This window comes from Acidithiobacillus sp. 'AMD consortium', from assembly GCF_008926505.1.
Taxonomy (GTDB): Bacteria; Pseudomonadota; Gammaproteobacteria; order Acidithiobacillales; family Acidithiobacillaceae; genus Acidithiobacillus; species Acidithiobacillus ferridurans.
This window is the reverse complement of record NZ_CP044411.1, coordinates 1,334,434-1,355,061: the sequence shown is the minus strand read 5'-3', so window position 1 is coordinate 1,355,061 and position 20,628 is coordinate 1,334,434. Positions and strand designations below refer to the sequence as shown.

Annotated in this window: 21 protein-coding genes; 17 read left to right on the top strand and 4 right to left on the bottom strand. The window is 58.9% G+C overall.

The annotated features are described in order from the left end of the window. Nucleotides 1-3: 3 nt before the first annotated feature. From F6A13_RS07080 to F6A13_RS07070, 3 genes are all read right to left on the bottom strand, one after another. Nucleotides 4-672: a VirB8/TrbF family protein gene (locus F6A13_RS07080; RefSeq protein ID WP_009564688.1), complete on the bottom strand. Its 669-nt coding sequence runs from the start codon at nt 670-672 to the stop codon at nt 4-6. A gap of 309 nt (nt 673-981) precedes the next feature. Beyond that, nucleotides 982-1,839, bottom strand: coding sequence for an oxygenase MpaB family protein (locus F6A13_RS07075; protein ID WP_009564689.1), 858 nt, complete (start codon nt 1,837-1,839; stop codon nt 982-984). 443 nt (nt 1,840-2,282) lie between these two features. After that, on the bottom strand, nt 2,283-3,209 hold the full coding sequence (locus F6A13_RS07070; RefSeq protein WP_012536705.1) for a LysR family transcriptional regulator: 927 nt from the start codon (nt 3,207-3,209) through the stop codon (nt 2,283-2,285). A 144-nt stretch (nt 3,210-3,353) separates the two neighbouring features. Between F6A13_RS07070 and F6A13_RS07065 the strand changes: the two genes are divergently transcribed. The 17 genes from F6A13_RS07065 (at nt 3,354) to F6A13_RS06980 (ending at nt 18,925) form a co-directional block, all read left to right on the top strand. Next, entirely contained in the window at nt 3,354-4,775 is a 1,422-nt protein-coding gene (locus F6A13_RS07065) for a form I ribulose bisphosphate carboxylase large subunit (protein ID WP_012536704.1), read from the top strand. A gap of 91 nt (nt 4,776-4,866) precedes the next feature. After that, the gene (locus F6A13_RS07060) at nt 4,867-5,199 is read left to right on the top strand and encodes a ribulose bisphosphate carboxylase small subunit (RefSeq protein ID WP_012536703.1); all 333 of its coding nucleotides are present in this window, start codon (nt 4,867-4,869) and stop codon (nt 5,197-5,199) included. Nucleotides 5,200-5,269: 70 nt separating this feature from the next. Then, nucleotides 5,270-7,570, top strand: a complete 2,301-nt coding sequence (locus tag F6A13_RS07055) for a CsoS2 family carboxysome shell protein (RefSeq protein ID WP_012536702.1) — start codon at nt 5,270-5,272, stop codon at nt 7,568-7,570. Nucleotides 7,571-7,625: 55 nt separating this feature from the next. After that, nucleotides 7,626-9,227, top strand: coding sequence for a carboxysome shell carbonic anhydrase (locus tag F6A13_RS07050; RefSeq protein ID WP_012536701.1), 1,602 nt, complete (start codon nt 7,626-7,628; stop codon nt 9,225-9,227). Then, nucleotides 9,224-9,472 (top strand): carboxysome peptide A, encoded by a 249-nt coding sequence (locus F6A13_RS07045; protein WP_009567526.1) that lies wholly within the window; start codon nt 9,224-9,226, stop codon nt 9,470-9,472. Before F6A13_RS07050 ends, F6A13_RS07045 begins: the two co-directional genes overlap by 4 nt. A 10-nt stretch (nt 9,473-9,482) precedes the next feature. After that, nucleotides 9,483-9,749, top strand: coding sequence for a carboxysome peptide B (locus F6A13_RS07040; protein ID WP_009567525.1), 267 nt, complete (start codon nt 9,483-9,485; stop codon nt 9,747-9,749). A gap of 31 nt (nt 9,750-9,780) precedes the next feature. Continuing rightward, a complete protein-coding gene (locus F6A13_RS07035; protein WP_012536700.1) occupies nt 9,781-10,077 on the top strand; it encodes a BMC domain-containing protein in 297 nt (98 codons plus the stop codon). A gap of 44 nt (nt 10,078-10,121) precedes the next feature. Then, nucleotides 10,122-10,418 (top strand): BMC domain-containing protein, encoded by a 297-nt coding sequence (locus F6A13_RS07030; protein ID WP_012536699.1) that lies wholly within the window; start codon nt 10,122-10,124, stop codon nt 10,416-10,418. A gap of 45 nt (nt 10,419-10,463) precedes the next feature. Beyond that, nucleotides 10,464-10,802, top strand: a complete 339-nt coding sequence (locus tag F6A13_RS07025) for a BMC domain-containing protein (protein ID WP_151528138.1) — start codon at nt 10,464-10,466, stop codon at nt 10,800-10,802. Between the two features lie 13 nt (nt 10,803-10,815). Then, the gene (locus tag F6A13_RS07020; protein WP_151528137.1) at nt 10,816-11,259 is read left to right on the top strand and encodes a ferritin-like domain-containing protein; all 444 of its coding nucleotides are present in this window, start codon (nt 10,816-10,818) and stop codon (nt 11,257-11,259) included. Then, a complete protein-coding gene (locus tag F6A13_RS07015) occupies nt 11,256-11,534 on the top strand; it encodes a hypothetical protein (protein WP_151528033.1) in 279 nt (92 codons plus the stop codon). Before F6A13_RS07020 ends, F6A13_RS07015 begins: the two co-directional genes overlap by 4 nt. Nucleotides 11,535-11,570: 36 nt before the next feature. Continuing rightward, nucleotides 11,571-12,206: a ParA family partition ATPase gene (parA, locus tag F6A13_RS07010; RefSeq protein WP_151528034.1), complete on the top strand. Its 636-nt coding sequence runs from the start codon at nt 11,571-11,573 to the stop codon at nt 12,204-12,206. A gap of 275 nt (nt 12,207-12,481) precedes the next feature. Beyond that, entirely contained in the window at nt 12,482-13,285 is an 804-nt protein-coding gene (locus F6A13_RS07000; RefSeq protein WP_151528135.1) for a CbbQ/NirQ/NorQ/GpvN family protein, read from the top strand. Nucleotides 13,286-13,300: 15 nt separating this feature from the next. Continuing rightward, nucleotides 13,301-15,652, top strand: coding sequence for a nitric oxide reductase activation protein NorD (locus F6A13_RS06995; RefSeq protein WP_151528134.1), 2,352 nt, complete (start codon nt 13,301-13,303; stop codon nt 15,650-15,652). Nucleotides 15,653-15,777: 125 nt separating this feature from the next. Next, the gene (locus tag F6A13_RS06990) at nt 15,778-16,959 is read left to right on the top strand and encodes a class II fructose-bisphosphate aldolase (RefSeq protein ID WP_151528133.1); all 1,182 of its coding nucleotides are present in this window, start codon (nt 15,778-15,780) and stop codon (nt 16,957-16,959) included. Beyond that, a complete protein-coding gene (gene bioD / locus F6A13_RS06985) occupies nt 16,956-17,744 on the top strand; it encodes a dethiobiotin synthase (RefSeq protein WP_012536691.1) in 789 nt (262 codons plus the stop codon). The genes F6A13_RS06990 and bioD overlap by 4 nt, the downstream gene beginning before the upstream one ends. A gap of 194 nt (nt 17,745-17,938) precedes the next feature. After that, nucleotides 17,939-18,925 (top strand): L-threonylcarbamoyladenylate synthase, encoded by a 987-nt coding sequence (locus F6A13_RS06980; RefSeq protein WP_012536689.1) that lies wholly within the window; start codon nt 17,939-17,941, stop codon nt 18,923-18,925. Between the two features lie 3 nt (nt 18,926-18,928). On the opposite strand, the gene ilvD is transcribed toward F6A13_RS06980, so the two are convergent. After that, the gene (ilvD, locus tag F6A13_RS06975) at nt 18,929-20,605 is read right to left on the bottom strand and encodes a dihydroxy-acid dehydratase (RefSeq protein WP_225981995.1); all 1,677 of its coding nucleotides are present in this window, start codon (nt 20,603-20,605) and stop codon (nt 18,929-18,931) included. Nucleotides 20,606-20,628: the final 23 nt, after the last annotated feature.

The window sequence follows — 20,628 nt, the reverse complement described above, 5'->3', positions numbered from 1 at the left end:
TCCTTACACCTGCGGACTGAATGCAAAGTGCGTGATGTAGATGCCGAATGGATTGCCTTTCAGGACATTGGGGTTGTTCGATGGCGGGACCGTCGCGTAAGTGACCGTGCCTTGCCAGTTCTGCTCGCCATCCACGCCGCCATGCGGGCCATAGTGCTTTACCAGGAAATCGACGATGTACGAGCCACCCTTGCCCGTCACCTGCCCAACGGGAACGGCGCTCTGGATCGTGACCGTGTTGCCCTGCGTCTTGTTGGAATAGGCCGCGTAGGGATTGTGCTGCGCGTAGAAGGCGTCCAGCGAGGATTCCGCGCTCGATGCGATGTAATGATAGGATTCATCGATGAAGTGCTTCTGCACATGCTTGTCCGGGCTGCGCGTGAAAGCGAGCCAGGTGAAGCGGGAAACGATGTGCTGCACTACCGGCTGGGCGAAAGAACCGGCCCGCACGGCCTGCGCCAGTTCCACAGCCTTGCCCAGTTTGTCCACTTCGACGACATAGGGCACGATATGGACACGGTCTGCCTCGTACACCATGCCCGCCCCAAACAGGGCGGCAATGCCGATAGCCGACAGGGCAGCGATGCGCCAGTTTCTCGCCTGCGCGATGTAGGAGCCGTAGCGCTCAAGCCATTCCTGGCGGGCAGCCAGATAATCGGGATTGCTCGACATGAAATAACCCTCTCAGATGATTCCTGAAAGGGTATAGATCGAGGGTTGGGGGGATAACCGGCATGAGGCGGCGTCGCCTTATGCCAGCCTACAAATGATTCCCTCTGCTGGATGACTGCAATCCATCTACTGGCGACTACCAAAGCTCAACGGCGGCAGGGCAGCGGAAGCAGTCATTCGGCGGACTGACCAGCATGTTCTCGCAACTCGTCACTAATGCTGTAAAACGTGGCAGTCTTATGAGCATGAATTTTGAGAATCGCGACTGGTAGATAGGAAAGGCCAAGAGCTTGTCTTTAAAGTAGACCTTCAATCCCGCTGCTGCGTAGGTTTTTCTGGGCCAAGATCTTCAATGCGATAGCCCTCTGGGTAGGTTGGCCGACGCAATTGCGTACGCATCACTGGTTTGTTTTTGATCGGTAGCGCACTGGCTATTCGTCCGCGTAAACGTAATGCACGGGTGAGCACTCGGCTCAACCAGATTGATTGTCCAGATAAGCCTAAAGCGTTTAGTAGGGGTCGATCCAGTAGAGCATAAACGGCAGGCCTTCCCAGTCGAAACAGTACGGGCGGCATATAAAAGCCCAGTAGCAAGTCTATCGTTTTTTCTGCGACACATCGGTTTGAATTGGAATAATGAAAACACTCTGCCTCATAGGAACGATTAAACTGCTCCAGCTCAGCATATTCATCATGAATATCTTGGATGTTCATGCGCACGCCTATGGCCCGCCAGAAGTGGAACCAGGCCAAGCGTTCTTTTTCTGATAGGGGGCGATGCCCGAAACGCGCTATCCATTGTATCGGTTCAAAAATAAACGTCGACAATACATATAGATAGTCCTTATTGCGAATCGTATATTTGGCGTGCTGGCGGTTGATGTTTTCAATGGCAGCCTGCCCTTGTGGACTATCGTAGCCGTGTTCAATCAATTCACTGAGGAGCAGGTCCGTATCATCGTAACGTTTGCGGGTCCGTTCAGTGAGTTCTCCTGTATGGCGAAGGAGAGCAGAAATACGAGGTACCGCATACGTGCGAAACAGGGCTAGTTCAAGCGCACGCGCGATATCAAAAGGATACACACAAGTTGCCATCAGAAAGGTGATTCGGCAGTGATCCTTGACCGGATCTAACTGGAGAATTTCACGATCATACGCCGTAGTCATGGATGATTTACAAAAAGCTTGGAAGGCATCGGTTATCCTATGCGCGCCTTATGAGCGCTTCATGTCTTGTAGAGAATCAGAAATCTATGGAGCTACATTATCCTACCATGACAGGAGACGGGTAAAGTACAATGAAGAATTCACTGATCCAACAATGGTCCGCTTGTTTACTTCTAACACATGAGTCAGACTATCAAGCAGAATAGCATCCAAATACCGGCAGGATAAAGGAAGACACGATACATACTCCCGTGATTTATCGGCCTTCTGCAGTGCCACACCCTTACTTTGCCATAAACGGAGTCGCAGCGTGTTTCTTCGGCGCGATTTGCGGCACCCAGGGCCGATTACTACGCTTTCATGGGATGAACCTCCTTGTTCAATGGGCCCCCATCGTGGCATCGGACCGCGGCTGGGGGGAAGGGGACGTTCATCCCATTACTTCATTCTTGAGCGCGCCATTCCTTTTCACCATGTGCAGATACCGCAAACAGGCACCCCATAAAGGCCCTGACGATTGGAGAAAGCAGTTTTCCCGCCGGATAAACCGCATACCACTTGCGCTCTAGAGGAAACCCACGCACGTCGAGAATCACCAGTTCGCCGCTGGCAAGTTCCGCGTGTATCGTACTTGCCGACAGCACGGCAATGCCTAAACCGCCAGCCACAGTCTGCTTGACAGCCTCATTACTTCCAAATTCCATACGTGTTCTGAGAACAACGCCGTGTTGCTCGAAAAACTTCTCTGCAGCCAGACGTGTTCCCGAACCGGGTTCGCGCAAAATAAATGGTGCGTCTCGTAGACGTGATGGCTCAAGGTCTTTTTCCGACGCCAGGGGATGATCCGATCGGGATACCACCACTAAGGGATTATCGGCGAAAGCTTCCGCGACGACGTTTATGTGTTCCGGCGGCTGACCCAGGATGTAGAGGTCGTCCTGGTTACGCGCAAGCCGCTCCAGCAGTGCTTCCCGATTACCAATAAACAAAGCAGTAGCAACACCAGGATGCTCCGTACAGAACCCTCCGATAATACGTGGAATAAAGTATTTAGCGGTAGAGAGCGTGGCGACCTTCAAGCTGCCCTTCTCCAGTCCTTGAAGAGCGGCTATCTCTTGAGTGAAATATTCCAGTCGATCCAGCACATCGTGGCACGCCGATGTCAGCGCCTCCCCCGCCGGGGTCAGGTAGATTTTCTTGCCAATCTGATTAAAAAGCGGCTGGCCGACTGCCTCGGCGAGTTGCCGGACCTGAATGGACAGAGCAGGAGGTGTCAAATGTAGCTCTTCAGCGGCACGGGCGAAGCTCATGTGCCGAGCTACGGCAGCGAAGATCTTGAGTTGGTGCAAGGTTGCATGACGGATAGACATGCCAATAGTAAACCATACTAAATTATAATAGTAAATATATTTTACTTTTATATAGTTACAGATCGTCCACAATGCTACCCAAGCATTGGAACCTGGCAGGTGGCTCCAATCACCATCGTCTACCATGACACAAGGAGAGCAAGCATGGCCGTAAAAAAGTATGAGGCCGGAGTAAAGGAATACCGGCAGACCTATTGGGCCCCCGAGTACGTGCCTTTGGACTCTGATATCTTAGCCTGTTTCAAAATTACGCCACAACCAGGGGTGGATCGTGAAGAAGCCGCCGCCGCGGTAGCCGCCGAGTCTTCTACCGGCACCTGGACCACGGTGTGGACCGATTTGCTGACTGACATGGATTACTACAAAGGCCGTGCTTATCGCATCGAAGATGTGCCGGGCGATGACACCAGCTTTTACGCATTTATCGCCTATCCCATAGATTTGTTCGAAGAAGGGTCCGTGGTTAACGTATTCACCTCTTTGGTGGGTAATGTCTTCGGCTTCAAGGCAGTGCGTGCACTACGCCTGGAAGATGTACGCTTCCCACTCGCCTACGTCAAAACCTGCAACGGACCGCCCCACGGCATCCAGGTCGAGCGCGACAAGATGAATAAATATGGCCGACCAATGCTCGGCTGCACCATCAAGCCCAAGCTTGGTCTATCTGCAAAGAATTATGGTCGTGCAGTCTACGAGTGTCTGCGCGGCGGTCTGGATTTCACCAAGGACGATGAGAACGTCAACTCGCAACCCTTCATGCGCTGGCGCGATCGGTTTCTGTTCGTGGCTGATGCGATCCACACGGCCGAAGCTGAAACTGGTGAGCGCAAAGGACACTATTTAAATGTTACAGCACCCTCGCCCGAGGAAATGTATGAGCGGGCAGAGTTCGCCAAGGAACTCAATATGCCCATCATCATGCACGACTTCCTTACGGGTGGTTTCTGTGCCAATACCGGTCTGGCGCGTTGGTGCCGGAAAACCGGCACCCTGCTACACATCCACCGTGCCATGCATGCGGTTGTGGACCGTAATCCGCACCACGGCATTCACTTTCGGGTGCTCGTCAAGGCGCTTCGTCTGTCGGGTGGTGATCACCTGCATACAGGCACGGTGGTTGGCAAACTGGAAGGTGACCGCGCCTCCACTCAAGGGTGGGTCGACCTGCTACGCGAATCGTTCGTCCCTGAGGATCGCAGTCGAGGCATCTTCTTCGACCAGGACTGGGGATCCATGCCAGGTGTGTTCGCAGTAGCCTCTGGCGGTATCCACGTCTGGCACATGCCGTCGTTGTTAGCAATCTTTGGTGATGATGCGGTATTCCAGTTTGGTGGCGGGACGCTAGGGCACCCATGGGGCAACGCTGCCGGAGCAGCTGCCAATCGTGTCGCGCTAGAGGCGTGTGTGGAAGCGCGCAATGAAGGTCGCGATCTCGAGCGCGAGGGCAAGGACATTCTCACCAACGCAGCGAAAGACAGTCCAGAGTTAAAAATTGCTCTGGAAACCTGGAAAGAGATCAAGTTTGAATTTGATACCGTGGACAAATTGGACGTGGTGAATCGCTGATTCTGTGACAGTAATCGCAAAGGCGCAAACGAAAACCCGCGTGGCGCGAGGCTTGACGGCTCGCTCCGCGCGCCAAAGAAAGGAATAGAAAATGGCTGACATTCAAGACTACGACTCAACACCCAAGTACGAAACCTTCTCCTATTTGCCGGCAATGGGACCGGAAAAAATGCGTCGTCAGATCGCCTATCTCGTGAACCAGGGCTGGAACCCCGGCATCGAGCATGTGGAGCCTGAACGCGCATCAACATACTACTGGTACATGTGGAAACTGCCCATGTTCGGCGAGCAGTCAGTGGACACCGTTATTGCCGAACTGGAGGCATGCCATCGCGCCCACTCCAACCATCACGTGCGCCTGATCGGGTATGACAACTACTCGCAGAGCCAGGGCAGCGCTTTTGTGGTGTTCCGCGGGCGATAAGCAAGATCGGTGCGGGGCTATCCAGCGGGTGGCCCGCGCAGGGGTTTGATGGATACGGAAGGATCAAGTCATGAGTGACTCTATGGCAAACAATATGGCGTCCCCACGCTCGACACGTGCCGCTGCGCTGGAGCGGCGGCGGGCACTGTCGCACAATGGTGCCGCCGCGCTGGGGGCAAAACCATCCGCATCGGCGGCGCGGACAGTGGGCAATATGGCCGCCATGGAGGCGACAGGGGCTACCGGCAAGTCGCTTTCCCGTGCGCGCCGTGAGGCATTGTCGCAGGGTGGCGCCATAGGGCTTGCGCAAGCCAACTCTACTGCGCATACGGGGATTCGTGTCATTGCCTCGGATACACCGACTGTCACCGCTGCGCCTGTAGAAGCGGCAGCTGCCGCGCAAGACTTACCCCCCCCGAATGGCTGTGGCTGCAAAGGTAAGGACGCAACTGAAATCGCCGAGCGGGAACAGTTGCTCGAAGCGGTATGCGCGCTGGTAGACGAAGACCCGGCATCAGTGGCCGGGCCGAGCGCCTCCGCGGTGCGCAAACTCTGCCAGGAGCGTCGCCGCGCGCTTTCCACTCAGGGAAAGGTAGCGTCGTCTTGTAGCCGTGTTTCACGTATATCGCACAACAGCGGTCAGCCCGACGCCTTGGCAGGATTGAGCGGGCGCGACGCCGCCCAGGCACGCCGTGAAGCCATGTGCCAAAAAGGGCGCAGCGATCAGTCCGCATATCGACCCAGCGGCCGGACCCGTCAGAAGCCTGCAGCACCTGCCAAAGTGGAGCAAGGGACTACCCTGAGTGGCACATCCGTGACCGGCACCCAGGTGGAACGCAGCGCCAAGGTCACGGGTGCCGAGCCGGGCAGTTGCCTGGCCATCACCGGCACTGAATATATTGGCACCGAGCAATACGGCGCATTGTGCACCGCCACCCCGGAGCCGGCTCCCGCTAAGGTGAATGTAGGCCGGACCACCCGAGGCCAGCGTGTGAGCGGCGTCGAGCTTGGGCACAGCGTGAAGGTCACCGGAGATGAACATGGCACCTGTAAGGCCGTGACCGGCACCGAATATCTCAGCGCCGACAAATTTGAATCCTTTTGCGCAACCCGGCCAGCGCTGACTCCGGCCAAGGTCAGCGTAGCGGCCACCGAGGCTGGTCAGCGCGTGAGTGGAACCGAAGTCGGGCGCAGCGCCAGAGTGACCGGGGATGAGCCCGGATCCTGCCGCAAGCTTACCGGCAGCCAATATTACCAGCCGGAGTCGTTTGGCAGCCTGTGTCGCGACGGCGGCAGCGCTCCACACAAGGTGAGCGTGATGAGTACGCTGCGCGAGCATGCTTTGACGGGTACGGAGACCGCCCCTGGAAACCGCGTGACGGGTACGGAACGTGGAGTTTGCGCCAGTGTGACGGGCACCGAATCTGCTGGACTGGCTCAGTATCAGGCCTGCAACCGCAAACCCGTTCCTACACCGGAAAAAGTCGGCGTGACGCACACCTGGCACGAACAGCCGGTATCCGGCACGTCGGTGGAACGCAGCCCCAAGGTCACCGGGGATGAATATGGCGGTTGCCAGCCTGTCACGGGCACGGAATACGCGGGTCCCGATCAGTACGCGGCATTTTGTGCCTCGGACCACCAGGCCACAGCACAAGCACTGATGGCAAAACAAAGTGGCGTCGCCGATGCGATGATGACCGGCATCCGGCTGGGACCGGACAACAAAGTGACCGGATCTGCTCGTGGTGAAGGGCAGGTTTTGAGTGGCACCCCTTATGCGGGCACTGATCAACGGGCACTGCACAAGAGTGGAAATGGGACGCGGATGCATCCACTCACCCGTGGCCCAGCCGATGCGCCGCATACGGCAGTCGCTGCCCCGGAGGTGGCAGCAGTCCGCGGAAATTTTAGCGTCACGACTCCCGCGCGCAGCGCGCAGGAGAGACCGCTCAACCGAGTTACTGGTACCGCCTATGGCGCAGTGGGACGTATTACCGGTCCGGTGAATCTGGCGGCTGGTCTGGTTTCCGGCACACCTGAGTTCCGTTATCGCGATGAGGCCTATGGTGCCGTGCCAACGACCGCCGCAACAGAAGTGCCGCGCAGTCGCCTCACCGGAGACGGGCACGAGGGCGGTTTTGCCATCACGGGGGCGGCATGGAGGCGCAATGAAAGCATTACCGGCACCGAAGGCACATCCACGCGCCGCAACCAGACCTTGCGTGGAGATCAACGCGGTAAGGTGCTTGGGGCTTCCCAGATGAAAGACCGCGAGCGGCCGGCGTTGCCGACCAGCCGAGTGACCGGCAGCAGCGGCAACGATGCCAAAGGCTCTCCGATCACCTATTCCGGCGGTGCACGAGGTTGATGTGATACCGACGGCGACTGTACGCCCACACACGCAGCATGGACCAGAGATTGCGATGAATACGAGAAACCGTCCCGGGCGGCATGTGAGCCCTCAGCCAGGAGTAAACCGACCACCTTACGGTCTGGGTACGCCGGCCAGCACGCTGCAAGCGCGGCTGCAGAAACCGGTATTTGCGGCGCGGGACCTTGTACTCAGCCCGAAGAGTGCACCCAACCCGGCCTGCTCGTCGGATCCGGCACGGCCTTGTCGGCACCCGCTCACCAACGAGTTGGAGAACCACCGCCTGCTGGCCCACGAACAGGCGGTGAAGGGGCACTTCGCAGCCATCATTCCGGCGCTAAAGCACCTTGCCGCCCAGCAGCATGAGGCCGATTTTCTCGAACGCGCACAGCGCGTTGCCCACACGGATCTTGGCTTCCTGTTACCGGCAGGAATTCTGGAGGATGCCTGGATAGCTAACCTGGATATGCGCGCGCTGTATGGGGCGTGCGTCATGCACACCATTCGCCTGATGGCGGAGCAAACGCAGGCCGTGCCGCAGAATTCAGACGAGGTGACTTCGTTCTTGCTCGACTGTGGCTACCACGCGGTGGATATCACACCGTGCTCGGACGGGCGGCTGAAGGGCTTGGTGCGCTACATTCTGCGCTTGCCCGATGACGCGGTGCGCAGCCGCAAGGCTTACGCCGGGGCCATGTTCGACGTTGAGGCCAATGTCAAACGCTGGATCGAAACCGAACTGATGCGCTATCGCGAAGGCCGTCCGGTGTCTGCCGATGCAGGTACGCGGTACCTAAAAATAGCGGTCTACCACTGGAGCAGTTCCGACCCCGCCCACGAGGGTTGTGCGGCGCATCACAGCAGCGAGAGGGATGCTGCAGAAGCAGGCCTGGGGCGGTTGCGTGAATTTCGTCAGGCCATCGAAAACAGTTTTTGTTGCGGTGCCTCGGTCGACACCTTACTGATTGGTGTCGATACGGATACCGACGGCATTAAAGTGCATGTGCCCGACGCGGATGGCGAAATGAGTTTATATCGCTGCGTCAGCAATCTGACGTTATATAAAGAAACGGTTAACGATGATGCCAGCAATGCACGACTCAAGGTGTATCAGGCAATTCAAGCCGCCAGCGCTACGGACGGATGGGGCAAGGGCAACGGCGAACCACACGAGGGTATGCGCCGACTCATTGCCACGCTTCTGATCAACAACCTGTCGCAGATTGAGTATGTATGCGGCAACTGGGGTGGGCGCTACCCGGACATCGGCCATAACGAGCGATTCATCAGCGTGGGGGATGGATTTGAGGAATTCCAGGTACGCAACCTGGCGTATTTCGTTTACTTGCACACGGTGGAAGAAGGAGGGCCGGATCTGGACGTGGGCCTTCAGATTTTTAGCACGCTTAATGTCCTGCATGGATTACCCGTGCCTGTGGCGATTCATTTCCGCTATGACCGTCGCGTGCCCGGCAGTCGCGAACGCACTGTAGAACGCTGTCAGCGGGTCAAAGCCGCGATCGAGGCGCGCTATGCGGAATTGCATCGGCAGGGTTTGCTGGTCTGCGGCATGACCGTGCAGGACAAGCCCCCGGGCAGCCCGATCGAACCGGTCGAGGCGAATGGTGCCTCAGCATTACGGAGCGCACGATGAAGATTTGTCAGGTGGAAAAAACCCTGGTTTCGACCAACCGGATCAAGGAAATGGGGCATCGCCCACTGTTGGTGGTAAAGGAAAAAGGCGGTGCAAGAAGCATCGCCGTGGATGCGGTGGGATGTGTTTCTGGCGACTGGGTGATTTGCGTGGGTTCATCCGCAGCGCGCGAAGCGGCGGGCAGCAAAGACTTTCCGAGCGATCTTACCATCGTCGGCATCATCGACCACTGGTCGGAAGATTAGGATATCCGATATGGACATTATGCGCGTCGTCTCTGATCTCGTGGCCACCCGGAGAATACCCGGGCTGCAGAATGCATCGCTCCGGGTACTCACCGATGCGAAAGGTCGGATCAGCGTGGCCGCCGACCCAGTAGGTGTGCCACCAGGCAAATGGGTGATTGCCGTGAGCGGTTCGGCAGCCCGTTACGCTGCGGGAGATTACCGGATACTGACAGACCTGACCATCGCCGGGATCATTGATCATTGGGACCCCAGCGGTAGCCAGACAGGAAACTAACCATTTTTTTAACCGAAAAGGAGTAGTGGACATGGCAAACGTAAGCGGAGTGGCACTGGGTATGATCGAGACGCGCGGCCTGGTGCCGGCGGTTGAAGCGGCAGACGCGATGACCAAGGCGGCAGAAGTGCGTCTGGTGGGTCGCCAGTTCGTGGGCGGCGGCTACGTCACCGTGCTGGTGCGCGGTGAGACCGGTGCGGTAAATGCGGCAGTACGCGCCGGAGCAGATGCGTGTGAGCGTGTCGGTGACGGACTGGTAGCCGCCCACATCATCGCCCGCGTACACAGTGAAGTGGAGAATATTCTGCCCAGCAGCCCGGTGGAATGAGCAGTATTACTTGAGTCAACTGAACCAGAGAAGGAGTAATGAAAATGGCAAACGTCAGCGGAGTGGCACTGGGTATGATCGAGACGCGCGGCCTGGTGCCAGCGATTGAAGCGGCAGACGCGATGACCAAGGCGGCGGAAGTGCGTCTGGTGGGCCGCCAGTTCGTGGGCGGTGGGTATGTCACCGTACTGGTGCGCGGTGAGACCGGTGCGGTAAATGCGGCGGTACGCGCCGGAGCAGATGCGTGTGAGCGTGTCGGTGACGGACTGGTAGCCGCCCATATCATCGCCCGCGTACACAGTGAAGTGGAGAATATTCTGCCCAGCAGCCCGGTGGAATGAACCGTATTATTCGAATCAACCGAACCGGAACATGGAGTGATGGGAATGATAAATGTCAGCGGAGTGGCACTGGGTATGATCGAGACGCGCGGCCTGGTGCCGGCGATTGAGGCGGCGGACGCGATGACCAAGGCGGCAGAAGTGCGCCTGGTGGGCCGCCAGTTCGTGGGCGGCGGCTATGTCACCGTGCTGGTGCGCGGTGAGACCGGTGCGGTGAATGCGGCGGTACGGGCAGGGGCGGATGCGTGTGAGCGTGTTGGCGACGGACTGGTGGCCGCCCATATCATCGCCCGCGTGCACTCAGAGGTAGAAAACATACTACCGAAGACGCCCGATGCCGGTGACAGCGGCCTGGATGGCGTGGTCAGCCAGTCACCCAGCTAGCGCCGGCGTGGCCATGGCGAACGATCCGCGAATGACGGGCTACCTGATGCGCGCGCTCAGTGCCGAGATGGCCGCCGTGCAACAGTATCTCACCCAGGCCAGCCTGACCGCGATGTGGCAGTTGAAGGAATACAGTAGCCGTTTCCGCAGTGATGCGGAAGAAGAGCTCGGACATGCACAGCAGTTGATTGAGCGCATGTTGATATTGGGTATTGCTTCCAATGGCACGCAACTGCCGCCCATTCGTCCGGGTCGATCCCTGGAGGAGATGCTACTGATCGATCGCGGGCTGGAGATCGACGTGATCCGCCTGTACGAAGAAGCGGCCCACTACTGCGCCCGCATGCGCGCAGAAGAGTTACAAGCCTTGTTCGCCGGTCTGCTGCAAGAGGAATTGGGTCACTTGCGCGACCTGGATCACCTGTTGATCGAGATGCATCAAGGAGCAACATCATGAACGCTGTAAAGGATCTGAATGCGGCCTCATCAGTTCCACAGGAACGTCTGCCCACGCTGAACTGGCGATTTGAGTTTGGAAGTTACGTTCAGACACGCCATTTTCTGGATCAAATGGCTGATCTGTCCAAACGCGAGGGCTACTATCCGAATGTGAGCTTCGGCAAAACCTACGTCAACATCAGTATTGATGCCGAAGGTCGGGCTGAGCTGGCCGAGCGCAACTCCAGCTTCACTGGTGAGATGGAAGCGCTGGCCGCTACGGAAAGAACCTAAACCGGCGGACCGATAGAATCGGCACCAGGGGCAAGCATGGCGGACAGCATCATCGCGGTAATCAACCAAAAGGGCGGTACCGGCAAGACTACCCTGGCGCTGAATCTCGCGGCGGGCTTGGCTCGGCGGGGTTCTACTCACCTGGTAGATGCCGATCCTCAGGGTTCGATCAGTCAGTGGGTCGCCATGGCAGATGGTAACGCCGGACTGCCGCCGGTGGCGCAGGCTGGTCGTGATCCCTTCGCTACCATTGCGCAACTGGCATGCACCTACCGCTACGTGGTGGTGGACTGCCCGCCTGCCATTCAGGGTGACGTGGTCGCAGCGGTGATGCGCTCGGTTCAGGTGATATTAATTCCGGTGTTGCCCTCCCCGATTGATCTGTGGGCCAGCGTGGGGATGGCGGCGGCAGTAGGCGAGGCCCGGCGGTTGAATCCAGACTTGCGCGCAGGACTGGTGCTGAATCAACTGGAATCGCGTAATGCCCTGTCCCGCGCCATGCGCGAGGCCCTGGCGGAGTTCGACGTACCGATATTGCAGGCCGGCATGCAGCGGCGTGCGGCTTACCGCAGCGCTGCGGTCGAAGGGATAAGCGTCTACGGACTGGGCAAACGCGCCCAAACAGCCGTAGCGGATATGGAAGCGATCATTGAGGAGGTCTTATGCCTGTGAAGAAATTGGGATCCAAACTGGCGCAAGGGGTACGCCAGGTTCAAGCGCAGCAAGTCGAGGAGTCGGCACCGATAGTAGACGCGTGTGCTGCTGCGGCACCAGACGCCCAACCGAATGCCCTGAGCACGGTCCGTCCGGGCGAGAAGCCTCCGCCATTATCGAACTCAACTGAGGAAAAACGGCCCTCTGCACCTCGCTCAGAACATCACCAGAGGCTGCACCCGCGTCGGGTTTGGCCAGATTAAACGCCTCATTTTTGGCTTCAGGAGTGAAAAATGTCACCAGAAATTGATCAATATCTCGTTCGTAATATGCCTTATTACCGCACCGTAGCCGACGAAGTCGACCTGTACGAAGCCGCCTATTCGGTACGCATGCCGATGATGCTGAAAGGACCCACCGGCTGCGGGAAGACGCGCTTTATTGAATACATGGCGTGGAAACTGGGTAAGCCACTGATCACTGTGGCGTGTAACGAAGATATGACGGCATCCGACCTGATCGGCCGTTTCTTGCTCGACGCTTCCGGCACCCGCTGGCAGGACGGCCCGCTGGCCATTGCCGCGCGTTTTGGGGCCATCTGTTATCTCGACGAAGTGGTGGAAGCCCGCCAGGACACCACGGTGGTGATCCACCCGCTCACCGACGCGCGGCGTGTGCTGCCGCTGGAGAAGAAGGGCGAACTGGTGCAGGCCCATCCCGATTTCCAGATGGTGATTTCCTACAACCCTGGCTATCAGAGTCTGATGAAAGACCTGAAACAGTCTACCAAACAGCGTTTCGGTGCACTGGATTTCAACTATCCTGCACACGACATAGAAACCGAGATCGTCGCCCACGAAACCGGCGTCAGCGTTGAAATCGCCGGCAAGCTGGTGTCCATCGCCGAACGCGCGCGCAACCTCAAGGGACATGGTCTCGACGAGGGTATCTCCACGCGCATGCTGATCTACGCCGGCAGTCTCATTACCAAAGGTGTGGAACCCCTGGCGGCGTGCCGCGTGACGTTGGTGCGCCCGATCACCGATGACCCCGACATGCGCGATGCGCTTGACGCGGCGGTGAGTACATTTTTCTGATATCCGGAGCCGAAAATGGCGGTCGAACTCGAAAAGTACCAGGACATATTGGCCGAACTCGGGGAGCACGCCGGCGAAGTGCTGCGTGCCTCCTGGGATGAGGCAGCGCGGGTGTTCACCCCGCGTGGACTGGAAAATTACTATTTGAATGGCGCGACCAGCCTGAAGTCCCTGGGACGCGGCACCGATCTAGTGGTGTCGTTCATTCAGAGCGCACCGGCGGTGGCGCGCGAGCTGGGCGAAGATGCCGTCCACGAAATGCTGGCCGCCGCCATCAAGATGTATTCCAAGACCAGCGCTACCGTCATTGCCGCGATGTTTTCCACCAGTCCCGTGGCGGCTGCGCGACTGGGTGATCCGGAGCTGTTCCGCGGCTATTTGCACTTGCTCGACACCCTGCTCGCGCAAGCGCCGCGCGGGGTGCGTCCGATGCTGGATCACCTCAGCACACTCCTGGGCCAGCTCACCCTGGGCGGGCTGCGGCGCTGGGCGCTGTGGGGCGCGCAGGCGCACAAGACCGACTTCGATGGCCAGGCAAAATATTTCGCGCTGGAAAGCCCGGAATCCATCGGCGTACTGCAAAAGGAACGCAAGGGCACGCTGTTCATCGATGTGCAGCGCCGCATCGGCATGTATTTGCGCGCCTTGTGGGGCCGCGATTTCTTCATGCGTCCCACCAGCGGCGACTTCGAGCAGCGCGAAGGCTACCGCCCCTCGATCGAGGGGTACATTATACATCTCCCCGATGCGTATGATGATCTGGTGTGGCATGCATCTGCGGGTGAAGAAATGCACATTCCCGGCATCGAGCTGTACCGCGCCAGCGCCGCCCACGCGGCCTGCCATCAGGTATACACCACAGACCAATTCGACAGCACCGGGCTGAGTGCATTGCAGAGTGCGCTCATTGGCCTGATCGAAGATGCGCGCGTGGAAACCATTGCCCTCAAGCAATTTCCTGGCCTCAGGCAAATTTGGTTGCCGCTGCACACGGCAACGCCAGCGTCTGGCAATGAAGCCGCGTCCTTGATGGCGCGTCTGGCGCATGCATTACTGGACCCGGATTACCGCGATGACCACCCTTGGGTGGCGATGGGTCGCCAGATATTCAGCGAGCAACAGGAACGGCTGGCCTCCACCGAATGGTCGCGTGAGGTCGGGCTGCGCCTTGCCGCGGAAATGCTGCAGCTCGGTGTGGCCTATTCAGCCACTGCTGACCTGCCGGACATCCCCTACCGCGACGACAACCGTTATATGTGGGAGTTCGAGGATATCCGCGCAGACGGGCAGGTGATCGCCGGCGTCACCACGCAGCAAATCCGCAAGTACGTTAGCGTGATGGAAATGGTCAACGCCATCGACGTGCCCGGCGCAGGCGACGACGCGAACGAAATATGGGTGCTATCCAGCGAATTTTTCCGCGACGAGGAACCCACCAGTCTGAACCAGCAAGAGGGGCGCGAGCCACCGCCGGATCCCTACCATTACCCGGAGTGGGACTACCAGATGCAGATGGAGCGCCCAGAGTGGTGCACCGTACTGGAAAAGCGTGCCAAGAGTGGCACGTTGGAGACCATCAATGAAATTGTGGCCAAGCACAAACCTATCATCGGCCGACTCAAGTTTCTGATCGAAGCATTGCAGCCGCAAGGTGTGCAGCGCCTGCGCAAGCAGGAGGATGGCGACGAAATCGACCTGAACGCCGCTGTGCGCGCCATGATCGAGATGCGTATGGGCGAGCAGCCCGATCCGCGCATCATGATGCGCAATGTGCGCAAGGTGCGTGATCTCTCGGTGCTGCTGCTGATCGACTTATCCGAATCTACCAATGACCCGGTGCTGGGTTCGGACAGCACCGTGTTACAACTGGCACGTGAGGCCACGGTGCTGCTCGCCGATGCCCTCGACAAGATCGGCGATCCCTTCGCCATTCATGGATTCGATTCAAACGGCCGCCACGATGTGGAATATTTTCGCTACAAGGATTTCGGTGCGTCTTACAACGATCAGGCCAAATCCCGCCTGGCAGGTATGAGCGGACAGTTATCCACGCGCATGGGCGCGGCGATCCGTCATGCCGGCTCGATTTTGAAACGTCAGCCCAGCAACAAAAAACTGTTGCTGGTGATCACCGACGGTGAGCCGGCGGATAACGATGTGCGCGATCCCCAATACCTGCGATATGACGCCAGGAAAGCGGTGGAAGAGCTGACTCAAGCCGGCATCGCTCCCTACTGCCTGAGCCTCGATCCCAGAGCCGACCAGTATGTATCCCGCATTTTTGGCGCGAAGAACTATGTGGTTCTGGATCACGTGCAGAGGCTGCCCGAAAAGTTGCCGATCCTCTACATGGGCCTCACCCGATGAAAAACCTGCCGTACGATGATGGGTGAGCGCTTTGTTCAGGGTCAGGCATTACAGGAGGTGGATCCTGTGATGCGGCGATCAGAACGGAAATCTTTCCGTACAGGATTCATTCGGGGGATAGCACTATGCCTTTGGTGCACATGAAAGATCTGCTGAACCATGCCTATACGCATGGATACGCGGTAGGTGCTTTCGACGTCGTGAGTCTGGAATTCGTTGAGGGCGTCATGGCCGCCGCCGAGCGGTCTCGCGCACCCGTAATCCTCTCTCTGGCCGAATCGCAACTGGAGCACTACGACTTCGAACTGCTGATGTCAGGGGTGGAGGCAGCGGCACGCCGTAGCTCGGTACCGGTGGCCCTTCATCTTGACCGTGGAGCAAACCTGGAGGCGGCGGTGCGGGCCATCCGCCTGGGCTGCAACGGCGTGATGGTGGATGCCTCCCAGTCGACCTTCTCCGATAACCTGGCGCATACGAAGACCGTAGTCGAGATGGCCCATGCCTGCGGTGTGCCTGTCGAAGGGGATTTGGGTTACATCCCTGACGCAACGGATATGAACGCCCAAGGGCGTTCTGCCACGTTACCCTACACCACTGTGGCCGAGGCGAAAGGCTTTGTCGAGCGCACGGGAATAGACTTCCTCGTGGTGTCCATTCGGGCGGAACAGAGCTGTCCAAAGGGTAAAGCCAAGCTGGATATTCAGCGCCTTCGCAGCATCAACCAGGCACTTGGTATTCCGCTGGCAATCCACTGCAGGACCCGGCTCGACGATGACCAATTTCGGCGACTCATTGTCCACGGCGTGGCCAAGATCAACTGTTTTACAGCGTTGGCTGAAGCTGCGAATGCGGCGATCCGCGCACGGGCAAGGTCAGCGCCGGGTGCTGGTTACCTGGATTTGGTTCAGAGCGTTGGTGCGGCAATCAGTGCTAAGGCTGAACGATGTATGCGCGTGTGGGGTGCTGCCGGGCGGGCTGCTGAGGTATTGGCATGCTGTCGTCCGTGGGCACCCGTGGAACACCTGATCATCCACAATGTTATTGGCATTTCTGAAAAGGAAGTGGCTGCGATGATGAGCGAGGGGCAGCAAGCGCTGAGCACCATTCCTGGAGTGCGGTCAGTGATTACGGGTAAGGCGATGAAAGAACACGCTCAATACCGCTACTGCTGGCGGGTACGTTTTGCGGCACCGGAAGTGATTGATTCCTACCACAGGCATCCTGACTATACAGCCTTCACCAACCGGCGTTTCCTACCTGTGGCCGACAGAGAAATCAGCATCGACTACGCCATGGAAAGCTTATGAAAAGCATTCAGCACGCCGTTGAGCTGGATCTGGCGGGCCTCACCGGACTATTTGTCACTGGTACTGACACGGGCGTCGGCAAAACCTGGGTGGCGGTGGCACTGACCCGTCTCCTGGTGCAGCGGGGCCTATCGGTGCGCCCGCGCAAACCGGTGGAATCGGGGTGTGCCTCGGGCGAGGATGGCCTGCTGCCCCAGGACGCGGCCGCGCTCTGGAAGGCTGCGGACAGTACCGAATCGCTGCAACAGGTTTGTGCTTATCCACTGCGGGCGGCGCTCTCACCGGAGCGGGCTGCTGCCCTGGAAGGTCGGACGCTGACTCTGGATCAACTGGTAACCGCTTGCCAGTCGGGCATTGGCGCAGACGACTTCTTGCTAGTGGAAGGGGCTGGCGGCCTGCTCTCCCCGCTGGCGGCGGGAACCACCAACGCCGACTTGGCCGCCGCACTGCGGCTGCCTGTGCTGGTAGTAGCCGCCGATCGCCTCGGCGTCATCAACCACACCCTGCTCACTGTGGAGGTATTACAGCACCGGGCATTACCACTGGTTGGCGTGGTGCTGAACCAGACAGGGCCGGTGATTGATCCGCTCTTGGATAATGCCGCAGATTTGGCATGCTGGCTGGACTGTCCGGTAGAGCGAATACCGCATCGGTCGGGGCACCACGCCACCACGTGGATGGGCATTGGTCCGTTTCTTCATGGCCTTGCCAGCCGGCTTGCAGCCGCCCATACCGCGCCAAAAGCAACCCCTCCCATCACCGCAAACTGTGCGGCGCAGAAATGAATCAGAGGGCCATTCTATGCGATGTGAACAGGGCTCTGGCTGAAGACAAAGAGATACACCCGCTCGCCTACAACCCAAATTTGGTCTTTATTGGCCGGAACACTGTCTGGCTGAGACTCCACCGGCAGCGGTTGGAGTGGTCCTCTTATGACCCGCGTTCGGCGCTGCCAGCCGCGGCGGGGAGCAACTAAACCATGCCTTCGAGTAAGAAATTGCTCGCCGCCATGCAGCGGGCTGCGGAGATCCTGCGCAGCGGCGGCCTCGTCGTCTTCCCCACGGAGACCGTCTACGGCCTCGGGGCCGATGCGGAAAACCCCGCCGCCGTGGCCCGCATTTTCGCGGCGAAGGGTAGACCGGCTGATCACCCGCTGATCGTGCATATGGCACGGCGCGATCACCTTAGTCAATGGTCCAGGGATATCCCGCCAGCGGCCTTCGTCCTCGCGCGGCGTTATTGGCCAGGTCCACTTACCTTGATTCTGCACCGTGCCTGCCGCGTGCCCGATAGGGTCACCGGTGGTCAGGATACGGTAGGACTGCGGGTTCCCGATCATCCCCTCGCCCTGATGCTGCTCGAAGCTTTCAGCGGCGGCATCGCCGCCCCTTCGGCCAACCGCTTTGGCCAGGTAAGCCCCACCACCGTAGCACATGTGCGCGAGGAACTGGGCGATGCCATGGACTTCATCCTGGACGGCGGGCCCTGCCGGGTGGGCATCGAGTCCACCATTCTCGACCTGAGCGGGCATCAGCCCCGGCTGCTGCGTCCCGGCGCGATTACGCTTGCCGAGATCGAAGCGGTCCTGGAGCAGCCCGTCATTCCGCAGGGAAATGATGCGCTGCGGGCGCCGGGGATGTTGCGCTCCCATTACGCCCCAAGAACCCCTCTCTACTTGGTGCCGACGGGGCATCTGAAAGCGGAAATATGCCGGCGCCTCAGGCAGGGGCAACGCGTCGGGGTGCTGGCGATGCCCGCCACGCAGTTGCCCGAATCCTGCCTCCGGCACCATATGCCGCCGCATCCGGCAGGGTGGGCCCGCGAACTCTACGCGCAGTTGCGCGCTCTGGATCAGCAAGGGCTCGATGGTCTGCTGATTGAGGCACCACCCAGCGGTGCCGACTGGCAGGCAGTAAGCGACCGACTGGCGCGCGCCGCATCAGCGCATACGACCTTTCGTTTCTAACGTTCAATCTGTTACGGCCCCCTTACTGGCCGAGGAAACCAATTTGGCGTACTTCGCCAAAACGCCGCGCGTGTGGCGCGGTGCGGGTGCTTGCCAGACGGCGCGGCGGCGTCCGATTTCTTCATCAGACACGTTGAGTTGCAGCACACGCTGTCCGGCGTCTATAGTCACCAAGTCTCCCTCGATGACTAGTGCGATCGTGCCCCCCACTGCGGCTTCCGGCGCGACATGACCGACTACCATGCCGTATGTGGCGCCGGAAAAGCGGCCGTCAGTAATAAGGCCAACCGAATCGCCCAATCCTTCGCCGATGATCGCCGAGGTGGGGGATAACATTTCGCGCATACCGGGTCCGCCCTTGGGCCCTTCGTAGCGGATGACCACGACATCGCCGGGCTTGATTTTCTGCGCCAGGATCGCTTCCATGCACGACTCCTCGGATTCAAAAACCCGTGCCGGACCGGTGATTTTGTGCGCCATGAAGCCGGTGGTTTTCGCCACCGCGCCCTCGGGCGCAAGATTGCCCTTCAGGATGGCAAGGTGCCCTTGGGCATAAATGGGATTATTCCACGGACGTATCACCTCCTGATCCGTACGCGCTTCGCTCGGCACATCCTGTAAAACTTCCGCAAGCGTCTGACCGCTGATGGTCAGCGCATCGCCGTGTAACACGCCGTGGGCGAGCAATATTTTCATCACCTGGGGAATGCCGCCCGCCCGATGCAGATCGGTAGCGACGTAACGGCCCGATGGTTTCAGGTCGCAGAGTACCGGCACACGCCCGCGCATGGCCTCGAAATCATCAAGGGTGAGTGGTACCTGTGCCGCATGCGCAATGGCCAACAGGTGTAATACCGCGTTGGTGGAGCCGCCCACGGCCATGGCCACCGCAATGGCGTTTTCAAACGCCTGCCGCGTCAATATCTGGCGCGGCAGGATTTGTTTTCGGATGGCGCTTACCAATACCTCTGCGGACTGTGCCGCACTCTCCGCCTTTTCTGCATCCTCCGCCGCCATGGTGGAGGAGTACGGCAAGCTCATGCCCATGGCTTCGAAGATGGAAGACATGGTGTTGGCGGTATACATGCCGCCGCAGGAGCCCGCGCCAGGGCAGGCGCGACGCTCGATTTCCAGCAGTTCTTCGTCGTCAATTTTATGGACGGTGTGTTGCCCCACCGCCTCAAAGGCGCTCATGATGGTCAGATCTTGGCCCCGGTAGTGGCCCGGCTTGATGGTGCCGCCATAAACGAAAATGGCCGGAATGTTCATGCGGGCGATGGCGATCATTGCGCCCGGCATGTTCTTATCGCAGCCGCCGAGGGCGAGCACGCCGTCCATGCTCTGGCCCTGACACACCGTTTCAATGGAGTCGGCAATCACTTCGCGTGACACCAGCGAATATTTCATGCCGGCGGTACCCATCGAAATACCATCGGAAATGGTGATGGTGCCAAACGTTTGCGGCATGGCACCAGCCGATTTGAGCGCCGCTTCCGCACGGGCGGCAAGCGCGCCGATACCGATATTGCAAGGCGTGATGCTGCTGTGCGCGTTCGCCACGCCGACGATAGGCTTGTCGAAGTCCCAATCACCAAACCCCACCGCACGCAGCAGGGCCCGGTTGGGCGAGCGCTGCACGCCCTGCGTGATGGTCTTGCTTCTGCGGTTGTCAGACATCATTACCCTCCTAAGTATGCGTAAGC

Excerpts from the sequence above, each read along its gene's own strand:
- F6A13_RS07080 (WP_009564688.1), bottom strand. The coding sequence starts at position 672 with ATGTCGAGCAATCCCGATTATCTGGCTGCCCGCCAGGAATGGCTTGAG.
- F6A13_RS07075 (WP_009564689.1), bottom strand. The coding sequence starts at position 1,839 with ATGACTACGGCGTATGATCGTGAAATTCTCCAGTTAGATCCGGTCAAG.
- F6A13_RS07070 (WP_012536705.1), bottom strand. The coding sequence starts at position 3,209 with ATGTCTATCCGTCATGCAACCTTGCACCAACTCAAGATCTTCGCTGCC.
- F6A13_RS07065 (WP_012536704.1), top strand. The coding sequence starts at position 3,354 with ATGGCCGTAAAAAAGTATGAGGCCGGAGTAAAGGAATACCGGCAGACC.
- F6A13_RS07060 (WP_012536703.1), top strand. The coding sequence starts at position 4,867 with ATGGCTGACATTCAAGACTACGACTCAACACCCAAGTACGAAACCTTC.
- F6A13_RS07055 (WP_012536702.1), top strand. The coding sequence starts at position 5,270 with ATGAGTGACTCTATGGCAAACAATATGGCGTCCCCACGCTCGACACGT.
- F6A13_RS07050 (WP_012536701.1), top strand. The coding sequence starts at position 7,626 with ATGAATACGAGAAACCGTCCCGGGCGGCATGTGAGCCCTCAGCCAGGA.
- F6A13_RS07045 (WP_009567526.1), top strand. The coding sequence starts at position 9,224 with ATGAAGATTTGTCAGGTGGAAAAAACCCTGGTTTCGACCAACCGGATC.
- F6A13_RS07040 (WP_009567525.1), top strand. The coding sequence starts at position 9,483 with ATGGACATTATGCGCGTCGTCTCTGATCTCGTGGCCACCCGGAGAATA.
- F6A13_RS07035 (WP_012536700.1), top strand. The coding sequence starts at position 9,781 with ATGGCAAACGTAAGCGGAGTGGCACTGGGTATGATCGAGACGCGCGGC.
- F6A13_RS07030 (WP_012536699.1), top strand. The coding sequence starts at position 10,122 with ATGGCAAACGTCAGCGGAGTGGCACTGGGTATGATCGAGACGCGCGGC.
- F6A13_RS07025 (WP_151528138.1), top strand. The coding sequence starts at position 10,464 with ATGATAAATGTCAGCGGAGTGGCACTGGGTATGATCGAGACGCGCGGC.
- F6A13_RS07020 (WP_151528137.1), top strand. The coding sequence starts at position 10,816 with ATGGCGAACGATCCGCGAATGACGGGCTACCTGATGCGCGCGCTCAGT.
- F6A13_RS07015 (WP_151528033.1), top strand. The coding sequence starts at position 11,256 with ATGAACGCTGTAAAGGATCTGAATGCGGCCTCATCAGTTCCACAGGAA.
- parA (WP_151528034.1), top strand. The coding sequence starts at position 11,571 with ATGGCGGACAGCATCATCGCGGTAATCAACCAAAAGGGCGGTACCGGC.
- F6A13_RS07000 (WP_151528135.1), top strand. The coding sequence starts at position 12,482 with ATGTCACCAGAAATTGATCAATATCTCGTTCGTAATATGCCTTATTAC.
- F6A13_RS06995 (WP_151528134.1), top strand. The coding sequence starts at position 13,301 with ATGGCGGTCGAACTCGAAAAGTACCAGGACATATTGGCCGAACTCGGG.
- F6A13_RS06990 (WP_151528133.1), top strand. The coding sequence starts at position 15,778 with ATGCCTTTGGTGCACATGAAAGATCTGCTGAACCATGCCTATACGCAT.
- bioD (WP_012536691.1), top strand. The coding sequence starts at position 16,956 with ATGAAAAGCATTCAGCACGCCGTTGAGCTGGATCTGGCGGGCCTCACC.
- F6A13_RS06980 (WP_012536689.1), top strand. The coding sequence starts at position 17,939 with ATGCCTTCGAGTAAGAAATTGCTCGCCGCCATGCAGCGGGCTGCGGAG.
- ilvD (WP_225981995.1), bottom strand. The coding sequence starts at position 20,605 with ATGATGTCTGACAACCGCAGAAGCAAGACCATCACGCAGGGCGTGCAG.